The 11279-nt window shown below is 72.6% G+C and carries 11 protein-coding genes and 2 pseudogenes; 4 read left to right on the plus strand and 9 right to left on the minus strand.

From position 1 onward, the window contains the following. On the minus strand, positions 1–350 hold a 350-nt coding region (locus ACLEQD_RS25955), incomplete at its 3' end, for a GntR family transcriptional regulator (protein ID WP_410387661.1). Positions 351–441: 91 nt separating this feature from the next. Between ACLEQD_RS25955 and ACLEQD_RS25960 the strand changes: the two genes are divergently transcribed. The 4 genes from ACLEQD_RS25960 (at position 442) to ACLEQD_RS25975 (ending at position 2807) form a co-directional block, all read left to right on the plus strand. After that, positions 442–1170 carry an NIPSNAP family protein gene (locus tag ACLEQD_RS25960; protein WP_410387662.1) on the plus strand — a complete coding sequence of 243 codons (729 nt, stop codon included), beginning with the start codon at positions 442–444 and terminating at the stop codon, positions 1168–1170. Positions 1171–1194: 24 nt separating this feature from the next. After that, positions 1195–1683, plus strand: a complete 489-nt coding sequence (locus ACLEQD_RS25965) for a hypothetical protein (protein ID WP_410387663.1) — start codon at positions 1195–1197, stop codon at positions 1681–1683. An 86-nt stretch (positions 1684–1769) separates the two neighbouring features. Beyond that, entirely contained in the window at positions 1770–2003 is a 234-nt protein-coding gene (locus tag ACLEQD_RS25970; RefSeq protein WP_410387664.1) for a hypothetical protein, read from the plus strand. A 120-nt stretch (positions 2004–2123) separates the two neighbouring features. Continuing rightward, a complete protein-coding gene (locus ACLEQD_RS25975) occupies positions 2124–2807 on the plus strand; it encodes a dihydrofolate reductase family protein (protein WP_410387665.1) in 684 nt (227 codons plus the stop codon). Positions 2808–2874: 67 nt separating this feature from the next. Here ACLEQD_RS25975 and ACLEQD_RS25980 read toward each other — a convergent pair whose 3' ends face one another. From ACLEQD_RS25980 to ACLEQD_RS26015, 8 genes and pseudogenes are all read right to left on the minus strand, one after another. Further along, positions 2875–4329, minus strand: a complete 1455-nt coding sequence (locus ACLEQD_RS25980) for a DNA/RNA non-specific endonuclease (protein WP_410387666.1) — start codon at positions 4327–4329, stop codon at positions 2875–2877. Positions 4330–4476: 147 nt separating this feature from the next. After that, entirely contained in the window at positions 4477–5016 is a 540-nt protein-coding gene (locus tag ACLEQD_RS25985; RefSeq protein ID WP_410387667.1) for a gamma-glutamylcyclotransferase, read from the minus strand. 92 nt (positions 5017–5108) lie between these two features. Further along, the gene (locus ACLEQD_RS25990; protein ID WP_410387668.1) at positions 5109–6206 is read right to left on the minus strand and encodes an NAD(P)/FAD-dependent oxidoreductase; all 1098 of its coding nucleotides are present in this window, start codon (positions 6204–6206) and stop codon (positions 5109–5111) included. Positions 6207–6219: 13 nt separating this feature from the next. Beyond that, positions 6220–7976: pseudogene (locus ACLEQD_RS25995) on the minus strand (fatty acyl-AMP ligase). After that, the gene (locus ACLEQD_RS26000) at positions 7973–8233 is read right to left on the minus strand and encodes an acyl carrier protein (RefSeq protein WP_216622676.1); all 261 of its coding nucleotides are present in this window, start codon (positions 8231–8233) and stop codon (positions 7973–7975) included. The pseudogene ACLEQD_RS25995 and the gene ACLEQD_RS26000 overlap by 4 nt, the downstream one beginning before the upstream one ends. 7 nt (positions 8234–8240) lie before the next feature. Further along, positions 8241–8816 carry an isoprenylcysteine carboxyl methyltransferase family protein gene (locus ACLEQD_RS26005; RefSeq protein WP_410387669.1) on the minus strand — a complete coding sequence of 192 codons (576 nt, stop codon included), beginning with the start codon at positions 8814–8816 and terminating at the stop codon, positions 8241–8243. Then, entirely contained in the window at positions 8810–9895 is a 1086-nt protein-coding gene (locus ACLEQD_RS26010) for a type III polyketide synthase (RefSeq protein ID WP_410387670.1), read from the minus strand. The genes ACLEQD_RS26005 and ACLEQD_RS26010 overlap by 7 nt, the downstream gene beginning before the upstream one ends. A 144-nt stretch (positions 9896–10039) precedes the next feature. After that, positions 10040–11279: pseudogene (locus ACLEQD_RS26015) on the minus strand (hypothetical protein); the annotation flags it as partial.

The raw sequence follows: 11279 nt of genomic DNA on the forward strand, positions 1-11279 counted from the left end.
GTCCGCGCGGAGGCAGCAAGCCGGGGTCCGCGCGATGGCCGGGGCGCGGCGCTCCGACTCCGCTCTTCGGGGAGGCTGGGCAGCTCGGGCGCGACGCGCGTGCAGGAGCCCGCACGGGCCACGAGGTAGCCCTCCGCCGTGAGCGCGTCCAGCGCCTGGAGGACGGTGCTGCGGGCCACGTCCAGCTCGGTGGCGAGCTGGCGGGAGGAGGGAATCCGCAGCCCGGGCGCCAATGCCCCCGCGAGGATGCGCGCGCGGACGCCCTCGAAGAGCTGCTCGTGGAGCGGCGTGGGGCTCCGTGAATCGAGCCGCAGGAGGAGCGAGGATGCGACGCCGGTGGAGGTCTTCAACTGGTATGGCCGGTTCTGGCTAAAGTGGTCTTCATGACCCTACCAGTTCCCTGCCAAGGATGGCCTCCGCACCCACACCCCGGAGGGCCGCATGCCGTCCCAGTCCGCCTGCTGCTCGGTCCTCGAGCTGCGCCAGTACACGCTGCACCCCGGTCAGCGCGAGGCCCTCCTCTCGCTCTTTGAACGGGCCTTCGTCGAGTCGCAGGAAGCCGCCGGGATGCACCTCATCGGTCAGTTCCGCGACGAGGACCGGCCGGACCGGTTCGTGTGGCTGCGAGGCTTCCGCGACATGGCGTCACGACGCGACGCCCTGAGCGCGTTCTACGGCGGCCCGGTGTGGAAGGAGCACCGCGACGCGGCGAACGCGACGATGCTGGACTCCGACAACGTCCTGCTCCTGCGGCCCGTGCGGCCGGACACGAGGCTCGTGCATCCCGGCACGCCTCGGCCACCACCCGGCGCGGTCGCTCGGCCCGACTCCCGGGTCGAAGTGACGCTCTGCTACCTGAAGGCCCCGGCCGATGAGGCCCTTACTGCCTGCTTCCAGCAGCACGTGCGTCCCGTGCTCCAGGAACCAGGCGCTACGCCCCAAGCCCTGTTCCAGACCGAGCCCGCGGAGAACACCTTCCCTGCCCTGCCCGTGCGCACGGGCGAGCACGTCTTCGCCTGGCTCACCGTGTTCCCGGATGCCGTGCATCACCGCGAGCACCTTCGACGCCGAGCCGCTTCGAAGTCCTGGGCGGAGCCGCTCCAGCCGTGGCTGAGCGCGCCGCTCGAACACCTGACGCTGTCCCCCACCGCACGGTCCGAGCTGCGCTGACCGTCCCCAGAAAGGACCTGTTCCATGAAGCCCCTTCCCCCACTTCCCACCGGCGACGTGCACGACTTCGACTTCCTCATGGGCGAGTGGACGTGCGTGAACCGCCGCCTCAAGCAGCGACTGACGGGCAGTGACGACTGGGACGTGTTCACGTCGAGGATGCGCTGCCAGCCCCACCTGGGCGGCCTGTCCAACGTCGAGGAGACCGTCTTCGAGCGAGGCTTCTCCGGCATGGCGCTGCGCCTGTACGACGTGCGCGAGCGCCGCTGGTCCATCCACTGGATCGACAGCCGCCACGCGGTGCTCCAGCCGCCAGTGCACGGAGGCTTCACGGGCGACCACGGCCGCTTCTACGGCGAGGACACCGACGGAGGCCGCCCGGTCCAGGTCGTGTTCCACTGGACCCGCCAGGGCAGCGACAAGGCGCGGTGGGAGCAGGCCTTCTCGCTCGACGGAGAGACCTGGGAGACCAACTGGGTGATGGAGTTCACGCGCGTGGCGGCCACCGGCTGAAGGCTCCCACCTCCAGCCCTGGACCTCTCACCCACGTGTCCGGTTGAATGCGCGCGCCGTCCACCGTGTGCCGGGGGTCCCATCCGATGCGCCGTCTGCTCGCCGCCGTTCCGCTGTTCGCCCTGGTCGGCTGCTCCTACGTGGGCATCACCTCACCTCCGGGGAGCCGGCTCGCCGGGAACTCCTCCTCGCGGCCACCCGTCATCCGGGTGGGCAAGTCGGAGTCCGCGCCCCTCAAGTCGCCAGAGACCGAGGAGTCCGCTCCGTCGAAGGAGGCCTCCACCGCCGAGGCATCCGACGCTCCCGGCGCGACGCAGTAACGGCTCGCGGGATTGTGAACGGACCGGCGCGGCTCCGGTTCGACAGGCCGTGGCGCCTCGGGAAGCATCCGCGCTCCGCCGCCCGCCACCTGAAGGCGGGCCGTGCTCCGGAGCCGCCTGATGAAGCCCCACGTCATCTGCCACATGCTCTCGTCCATCGACGGGCGCATCGTCGTCAAGCACTGGCCCGACCCCCAATCGATTCGCGGTGAATACGAGCGCACCGCGGACACCTTCGACGCGGACGCGTGGATGTGCGGCCGCATCACCATGGAGGACTTCGCCGCGAAGGGGGACGTGCCCAAGCCGCCCCCCGCGGCCCCCCTGCCCCGCACGGACTTCGTCGCTCGCAAGGACGCCGAGTCCTACGCCATCGCCCTGGATGCCCACGGCAAGCTGAACTGGGAGTCCGGCGCCATCGACGACGACCATCTCGTCGTCGTGCTCACCGAGTCCGTCCCCGACGCGCACCTCGCCCACCTGCGCGAGCGCGGCGTCTCCTATGTCTTTGGCGGCAAGCAGGACGTCGACTTCGCCCGCGTGCTGGAGACGCTCGGGAGCACCTTCGGCATCAAGACCGTATTGCTGGAGGGCGGCGGCGGCATCAACGGATCCTTCCTCGCCGCGGGCCTCATCGACGAGGTGAGCCTCCTCGTGCACCCCACCGCGGATGGTCTGCCCGGCACGCCGACCCTGTTCGACCGGCCCCAGGGCTCCACCGGCATGGGCGCCGCGCTGGAGCTCACCCACGTGGAGCGCCGGGACTCCGGCATCGTGTGGCTCCGGTACCGCGTGCGCCGCTGAGCTCCGCTGGACGCACGCGCCCGGGCGCGCAGGAGGCCGCTCACGTGCGCGGCCCCCGACAGGACGCTCAGGCGGAAGGCGGGGCGCGCAGCAGCGTCGCGGCCTCGTAGAGGCTCTGCTGCTGGAAGACGCCCGCGGCGGACGTGTCCTTCTCCAGCCTGGCCTGCACGCTCTTGGGCAGCTGCGCGTAGAGGTCCTGGCCCAGCAGCCCTTCCAGCTGGTCCACCGGCACGCGCGACTCCTGGAGCAGCGGGAGGATGTCGTCCTTCTTGGACGGGCCGTCCTTCAGGTTCGGCACCATGTACGCGAACATCGACAGGTGGCCGTTGGGCAGCTCCAGCAGCACCGTCTTGAAGTTGTGCGTGGGGACCGCGATGCGCCGGTCGTCCTTCGAGCCCGTCGTCTGGAGGGACTCGGGCGGCAGCGGCTTGCCCTTGTCGTCCAGGAAGAGGTTGCCCGTGACGATGTAGGCCTTGCCGCCGGTCTCCTTCACCAGCTCGGACACGCCGCGCTCCAGCGTGCGCCACACCTGCTGGTTGTGGTTGCCGTGCTGGGGCGCGATGTTGCTCATGTAGTGGCTCTCGTTCATCGCCGCCTGCGTGGGCGAGTCCTCGGCCGGCTTCATGTGTCCCCGGTCGAAGCCGGTGTTGTTGTAGTCGGAGTCCACCACGCCGCCCTGCTTCAGCTCCGGGTCGCGCACGAAGGTGCTCTCCAGCCGGCTGACGTCCGCGGGCGTCTCCTTCACGTCCGCCGCGGACAGCAGGTAGCTCACGAACGCGGGCACGTTCTTGTCCGTGTCCAGCAGCGTGCGCGAGTACTCCTTCACCAGGCTCAGCCCGGGCGTCGCGCCGCCAGCGCCCACGGCCTGGAGCGGATCCACCTCCCCCGCGACCTCCGCCACGCGGCTCTGGAAGGTGGCCATCTGCTGGTCGGGCACCCACTGCGTGTCCGCCGCCGTGCCCGTGCCCTTGGCCTGGTTCGCCTTGGACGCGTTGATGTACGCCGTCAGCTCGTCCGCGGAGAGCTGCCCGTCGCCGTTGCCGCCCAGCAGGTCCGCGCGCTTCGCCACGGACTGCTGCCAGGGGCTCTCGAAGCTGTCCACCTTGGCCGACTGCGCGCCCCCGGCGAGCTTCGCGTCGAGCGCCGCGCGCTGCTGCTGGAGCGCCGTGGACGTGAGGAACTGCGCGTCCGTGGGCGCGGAGAGGTACGCCTCCAGCTCCGCCGCGGACACCTGGCCGTTCTGCGCGCGGCCTCCGTCCGCGCCCTCGTCCGCCGCGTGGAGCAGGCGCCCCTGCCAGCTCTCATCCGTCCAGCCGAACTTCTGCTGGAGGTCGGAGATGGCCACCTCCTTGGTGGCGGAGCGCTTCCAGCTTCCGCCCGTGGGCGCCACGACGTTGGCGGCGGGCGCGCTGGCGGGGAGGTTCGCCCCGGCGGGCACCGCGGTGTTCGCGGGCGCGGCGGCGGGGGCATTCGCGGGCGTGGGGCGCGGAGTGGAGACTCCCGTCGGGATTCGCAGCGACATGCGGTGAACGTCCTCGGGGCCGGCGGGGGAGACGGTCAGGGAGGGGGGCCCTCCCCTCCATCGTCGGCACGACGCGGCGCCCGGTTGCGTCACCCCGCCCTTTTTCTCAGGGGTCAGGGCGTTTTTCGGTCCGGTCCGACCCGGCTGTCACTTAATGCCGGACTTGGACGCGACCGGGGCGTGCTGGACGGCGTGGACGATGCGGGCCTCGGCCTGGAGTTTTTCGACGACGGCGGCAGGCAGGCGGGCGCGCTCGGCGGCGACGGCGAGGGTGATCAGGAAGGCTTCGCTGACGGGCCCCTGCGTGGAGGTGTCGCGCGCGGCGGGGGTGAAGGCGTGGGCGTCCACCACGGTGCCGGAGGCGGTGCGCACCTTCACGGGGAGCTCCTCGGTGGCCAGGGCGAGCGCGGTCTCCAGGCGGGCCAGGGCAGGCCAGGACTCGGCGGGGACGGGGCGCAGGCGCCCGGACAGCGCGTGCCCGGGAGCCTCCACGAGGCGTGCGACCCGGCCGCCCCAGTTGGGCACGTGCACGTCGTAGACGACGTCCACGTCCAGGGCCTCGGCGAGCTCGCCCTCGGGGAAGTCGGGCACGGGGGGCAGGCCGTGCAGGTGCCGGCTCGCCGCGGCCGGGGCCAGGTCGAGGGAGAACGCGAACCAGGGACGCGAAGCCGCGGGGCCAGGTGCCATGGGGACGGAGTGTCCCCGGCGCGCGGCGGTGGGACAAGGGCCAGGCCGTGCGGATCCGCGTGCGGGTTCCAGGTGGCTCCGGGCTTTCCGGATCAGCTCACCACGGCGGCGAGGATGCGCTCGAAGAGCCAGGGGGCGCGGCCCAGCAGGCGCACCACGGGCCTTCGCAGGCGCGGGCGGCGCGCGAGCATCAGCAGGCCCTTCGTCGTCCAGGCGTACTTGCGGAACACCTGCTGGAAGGTGCGCTCGTAGGGCAGCAACGTGTCGCGGCCAGCGCCCTTCGCCAGGGCATCCGGGAGCAGCGCGCCCAGGGACTCCGCGCAGGCGAAGGCCAGGGTGAGACCTTCGCCCGTCACCGCGTCCACGTAGCCCGCGGCGTCTCCCACCAGGGCGAAGCGATCCGCGATGCGCGTGCGGACCACGCGGGCCAGGGGGCCGGCGCCTCGCGGCTGGGAGTCCGGCTCCGCGCCCGTGAGCTGCTCCGCCAGCCGGGGGAAGCGCTCCAGCAGCGCGTCGAAACCCACGCGGCCCTCCACGGTGCCGTCCTCCCACAGGAACGCGATGCCCACGCGCTCCGCTCCCGCGGGCGTCACGTACGCTTCCACGCCGGAAGCGAAGTGCACCTCCACGTAGGGCGTCCAGGGCACGCGCCGGAAGTGGCGCCGCAGGCCGTAGCGCCGGAGCACGTCCCGCTCCACGTCCAGGCCCTCGGCCCGGCGCAGCGGTGAGTTCAAGCCATCCGCCGCGACGAGGAACCGCGCGGACACCGGCCCCGTGGGCGTCTCCAGCGTCACACCGTCTTGCGTGCGCTGATGCGACACGACGTGCGCGTTCTCGCGCAGGTCCACGCCCACTTCGCGCGCGCGAGAAGCCAGCGCATGGGACAGGGCCAGCCTGCGGACTCCGAGCCCACCGGGCGCGGGCAGCTTTCCTTCCGCCGTGCTGCCGTCCTCCTGCACGTAGCGGATGCCCACGAAGGGGGAACTGTCGCGCAGGTCCAGGTGCGCGAGCGCTCCGAGCCGCTCCAATGCCGCGAGGCCCGAAGGCATCAGCCCTTCACCGCAGGCCTTGTCCACGGGCGTGGACGCACGCTCCAGCACCACCGTGTCCAGGCCGCGCCGCGCCGCCGTGATGGCCACCGCGAGCCCGGCTGGGCCTCCGCCCACCACGACCACGTCGTGACGCTTCACGCGCCCTGATCCATCACGAGTCGTGCTCCGCGCGCACCATCGCGAGCGCGCTCTTCGCCATCTCCACCGCGAGCCCCACCGCGCCCACCTTCTTCGGCGCGGTCAGCTCTCCGGCCAGGTAGCGCCGCAGCGCCTCACTCCGGCGCAGCTTGCCGCTGGACGTGCGCGGCAGCGTCCCCGGCTCCAAGAGGCGCACCGTGTGCGGCTGCACGCCCGTCGCCTCCACCACCGCCGCGCGGATGTCCGCCTCCACCGACGCCACGTCCGCGCCCCGCTCCGCGCGCTCGGCGAGGATCAGCAGGGCTTCGTCCTCGCTGCCCTCGGGCGTGAAGCCCAGCGCCACCGCGCAGCCCGTGCGCACGCCGTCCACCTTGCCCAGGGGTTCCTCGAAGGACTGCGGCGCGTGGTTCGCGCCCCGGATGATGACCAGGTCCTTCGCGCGGCCCGTCAGGTACAGCTCCCCGTCCGCGCTGAAGCCCAGGTCTCCCGTGTCCAGCCAGCCCTCGCCCACCAGCGCTCGCGCCGTTCCTTCCGCGTCCTCGAAGTAGCCGCGCATCACCGACGGCCCCTTCGCGAACACGCGCCCCACCCGGCGCTCCGGCAACACCGCGCCGTCCTCGCCGCGCACCTGCACCTCGAAGCCCGCGACCGGCGCGCCCACGCTCACCAGCGTCCGCGCCCCTCACGCGCCTGTCCCTCGCGCGCCAGCACGTCCGGATCCACGCCCAGCTCGCGAGGGCCCCGGCCCGCCGGCGGGAACGTCACCGCCAGCGACGCCTCCGACAGGCCGTACACCGGCCGCAGCGCCCTCGCGGAGAACCCCCACCGCTCGAACCGCTCCGCGAAGCGGCGCAGCGTGTCCGCGCTCACCGGCTCCGCGCCGTTGAGCGCGTGCAGCCACCCGGACAGGTCCACGCCCTGCAGGTCCGCGTCCTTCACCCGCTTCAAGCACAGCCCGTACGCGAAGTTCGGCGCGGGCGACACGAAGCCCCGGTGCCGCGACAGCGCGCGCAGCCACAGCGCCGGCTTCACCAGGAACGTCTCCGGCGGAATTAGCACCAGGCTGCCCGGGTAGTACAGCGCCGCGAGCACACAGCCGATGAGCCCCATGTCGTGGTACAGCGGCAGCCAGCTCACGCCCACCGGCGTCACGCCCGCGGCCACCGGCATCGCCGCCTCCAGCGCCGCCACCTGCGCCACCAGCGCCCCGTGCGTCAGCGCCACCGGCTTCGGCTCCACCGTGGAGCCGGAGGAGAACTGGATGAGCCCCAGCGCGTCGGGGGACACCTCCACCTCCAGGTCCTCGTCGCCGTGCAGCACCGCGTCCACCGTGTGACAGCCCAGCCGGGGACGCGCCAGCGCCATGCTCGGGCCCAGCAGCAGCCGCACGCGCGTGTCCGTCAGCACCGCCACCGCGCCCGTCAGCTGGAGCATGCGCGCCGTGGAGCGGTGGTACTCGTCCAGCCGTCCCAGCCGCACCGGCGGATACAGCGGCACCGGCACCGCGCCCGCCAGCAGCGCGCCGAAGTACGCATCCATGAACCCGGGCGACGTGGGGAGCAGCAGCGCCACCCGGTCCCCCGGACGCACGCCCAGCCGCGCCAGCCCCGCCGCCGCGCGCTTCGCCCGCCGGTAGACCTGGGCCCACGGCAGGGACGTCTCGTGCTCGGCGGCGTCCACGAACACCAGCCCCAGCGACGTGCGCGACGTCGCCTTCAGCATCGCGTTCACCGTGGCGTGCTTCAGCGCCGGCAGGGGCGGCCCCTTCACGGGTGCGCTCCCACGTCCGGCTTCGCCGCCGCGACCCGCGCCGCCACCAGCCGCGCCAGGTCCTCCACCGTGCGCACGCCCTGCGCGTCCTCCTCCGACAGCAGCACCCGGAAGCGGTTCTCCAGCCCCACCGCCAGCACCGTCAGCCCCAGGCTGTCCAGGTGCAGGTCGCGCAAGAGGTCGTGCGCGGGCTCCACCGCGCCCTCGAACTCCAGCTCCTCCCGGGCGATGCGGCGGATCTCCGCCACCGCCTCCATCACGATGTCAGCCACGGCGAACCTCCGGAATGAAGCGGGGACGGTGGGCGAAGGCCTCGGAGTACACCGCCCCGAGCGCCGCCTCCTCCGCGCGGATGCGCACGTAGAGCAGCGCCGCGTTTCCCACCGTGAACACCACCGCCGTCACCCACGCCCCGTGGATGAGCGGCACGCACAACAGCTCCAGCACCACCGCCACGTAGTTCGGATGCCGCAGGAACCGGTACGGCCCGCCCGTCACCGGCGCCAGCCCCGGCACCACGATGATGCGCGAGTTCCACCGGTCGCCCAGCGTCCCGATGGCCCAGTACCGCAAGCCCTGCGCCACCCCCGCGCCCACGAGCGCCGCCCAGCTCCACGCGCCCCAGAAGGGCCGCTGGAAGCCAAACACCTCCACGACGCACGCCACGAGGAACAGCGTGTGGAACACCACCATGAACCGGTAGTGCCCCTGGCCCGTCTCCACCCCGCCCCGCGCGAAGGCCCGCGCCGCGTTGCGCTTGGACAGCACCAATTCCAGCAGCCGCTCCGCGACGAGCAGCCCCATGAAGCCCGCGAACAACGCCTGCGTGCCGGTCACCATCGCACCAGCACCATCTCCGCGCAGAAGCCCGGACCCATGGCCATCACCACGCCCCAGTCCCCCGGCACCGCGCCCGCCTCCTCCAGCGTCTCAGCCAGCACGAAGAGCACCGACGCGCTGGACAGGTTGCCCACCTGCTTGAGCGACTTCCACGAGCGCTCCAGCGCCCCGGGCTCCAGCTCCAGCGCGGACTCGAAGCCCTCCAGCACCTTGGGGCCGCCGGTGTGCGCCACCCAGTGCCGCACGTCCCTGCGCGTGAGCCCGTGCTCCGCGAGGAAGCCGTCCACGTTGCCCCGGATGTGCTCCTTCACCAGCTGCGGCACCTTCGCGGACAGCACGACCTTGAAGCCCGTGTCCACGACGTCCCAGCCCATCACCCGCTCGGTGTCCGGGTAGAACACCGACCGCGAGCCCACCACGCGCGGGCCCGTGGCCTTTGCCTCCGCGCCCCGCAGCACCACGCACGCCGCGCCGTCACCGAAGAGGCCGGAGGCGATGATGTTGGGGATGGACAGGTCCTCGCGCTGGAGCGTGAGCGAGCACAGCTCCGTGGCGATGAGCAGCGCCGTCTGCTTCGGGAACGCGCGCAGGTAGTCCGACGCGCGAGCGAGCCCCGCCGCGCCCGCCACGCAGCCCAGGCCGAAGATGGGCGTGCGCTTCACGTCGTCGCGCAGGCCCATCCGGTTGACCAGCCGCGCGTCCACGCTGGGCGTGGCGATGCCCGTCACCGTGACGAAGAAGACGTGGTCCACGTCCCTTGGAGTGAGGCCCGCGCGCGCCAGGGCGTCACGGGCCACCTTCTCCGACAGCTCCGTGGCCACGCGGATCCACGCGTCGTTGCGCTGCTGGAACGTCGCGAGCGCCGGGTACTCCTCCAACGGCAGCGCCAGGTGCCGGCCGCCCACCTGCACGTTGCGGTGCAGGTCCTCCAGCCGCTCCAGGTTGAAGTGCTTCGTCGCCCACAGGTCGCGCAGCGCCGCGATGAGCTGCTCCTGGCTGGCGTAGTGCGAGGGGAGCGCGCGTCCTACCGCGCTCAACGAAGGGGATGGCGCGGGGTCGTGACGGGTCGTGCTGGGCATGAGGTCCTGGAGGGCCCCAACCGGGGAGCCGGGCACAGGCTTAATCCCCCACACGGCCGGATGCGACCGTGTATCGCTGGACCTGCCCGCCCCTGAACCTCCGGGGCGGGCCACACTGTTGCACACGCGACGCCCGGAGCAGGGCTACTGGCAGAGCATCGTCGTGGGGTCGCAGCGCCCCTCGATGCAAGGGTACTGCCAATAGGGAAATCCCCCGTCGGCGGTGGGGAAGAGGCAGCGCTCTCCCAGGCGCGGCTCCCGGGCGCAGGTGCCTACGTCCTCTCCCCTCGTGCAGATGAGGTAGTTCGCGCAGGCCTGGGGCGTGTCACAGGCCTCTCCGAGGCCCTTGCCCTCGGTGCAGTGCCCGTCGGTGCACCGCTGGGCCCAGGGGCACTCCACGTCGTAGCGGCACTCGCCCGGGGCCGCGGCGATGCACAGCCCGGAGGTGCCGGTGCCCGCGTCCGCCTTGTCGCACAGCAGGCCTGCCGCGCACTGGCCGGGGCCGCCACAGGCCTCCCCTTCGATGAGCGAGGCGGGCTCGATGCAGAGGCCGTTGGGGCCGGTGCAGACCTGGTCGGGGCCGCAGCCCTGGCGGTCGGCGCCGCACCGCACGCCGTCGGGGTGGCACTCCCGGGGAACGGAGGCGTCCGGGCTGACAGCGGTACAGACGAGACCCGAAGCGCAGGTGCCCATGTTGCAAAGCACGGGCGGCACGAACCTGCACTCGGGCCGGGTGTTCTGTCCGCACGATTCGCCCACCTGCCTGTACGCGCGGCAGGTGCCGAAGCCGGAGGTGTCCTCGAAGTTGTGGGGCCGGCACTCGGACGACGTGGCCGTGTCGCAGCGCACGGGTTCGATAAGCCCCAGCCGGCAAGCCTCTCCGGCGTTGGCCCTTGGCACGCAGCACCCCTGCACGCAGGACCCATGGCCGTCACACGGCGCGTCCCCCGGCTGGCCGCAGGAGCTGCCCACGGGACGGGGCTCCGGACACGCGACACAGACGCCCGCGTCGCGCTCATCCTTGAGGCAGTAGCCCGTGCGGCAGTGGGAATCCGCGCCGCAGGTCCCGCCCACGGAGGAGCGCACGAACGCGCAGCCGCACACCGAGGAGGAGGGATCCGCTTCGCCCGCGAGGCACGCGGACGCAGCCTGGGGCCAGTACGTGAGGAATCCCGCGTTCCTGCTCACGAGCGGGAAGCGGGCCTCGCAATCCACCCGCTCCCGCTCGACACACCCGGCCTCGGCCGAGGGCTCCACCGTGCCGGCGTCCACGCCGGCCACGCACAGCCGCTGCGCGGACTCCTCGCACCAGCGCTCCGCCGTGGGCACCGGGCCCGCCTCCGGCAGCACCAGCGAGGCGCACACGTCGCCACCGGGGACGCGC

It is taken from the genome of Corallococcus sp. 4LFB, from assembly GCF_046520365.1.
GTDB classification, from domain to species: domain Bacteria; phylum Myxococcota; class Myxococcia; order Myxococcales; family Myxococcaceae; genus Corallococcus; species Corallococcus caeni.

Bases quoted from the DNA above. Each gene is read 5' to 3' on its own strand.
- ACLEQD_RS25980 (WP_410387666.1), bottom strand. From the start codon at position 4,329: ATGTCGCTGCGAATCCCGACGGGAGTCTCCACTCCGCGCCCCACGCCC.
- ACLEQD_RS25970 (WP_410387664.1), top strand. From the start codon at position 1,770: ATGCGCCGTCTGCTCGCCGCCGTTCCGCTGTTCGCCCTGGTCGGCTGC.
- ACLEQD_RS25985 (WP_410387667.1), bottom strand. From the start codon at position 5,016: ATGGCACCTGGCCCCGCGGCTTCGCGTCCCTGGTTCGCGTTCTCCCTC.
- ACLEQD_RS25965 (WP_410387663.1), top strand. From the start codon at position 1,195: ATGAAGCCCCTTCCCCCACTTCCCACCGGCGACGTGCACGACTTCGAC.
- ACLEQD_RS26005 (WP_410387669.1), bottom strand. From the start codon at position 8,816: ATGGTGACCGGCACGCAGGCGTTGTTCGCGGGCTTCATGGGGCTGCTC.
- ACLEQD_RS25975 (WP_410387665.1), top strand. From the start codon at position 2,124: ATGAAGCCCCACGTCATCTGCCACATGCTCTCGTCCATCGACGGGCGC.
- ACLEQD_RS26000 (WP_216622676.1), bottom strand. From the start codon at position 8,233: ATGGAGGCGGTGGCGGAGATCCGCCGCATCGCCCGGGAGGAGCTGGAG.
- ACLEQD_RS25960 (WP_410387662.1), top strand. From the start codon at position 442: ATGCCGTCCCAGTCCGCCTGCTGCTCGGTCCTCGAGCTGCGCCAGTAC.
- ACLEQD_RS26010 (WP_410387670.1), bottom strand. From the start codon at position 9,895: ATGCCCAGCACGACCCGTCACGACCCCGCGCCATCCCCTTCGTTGAGC.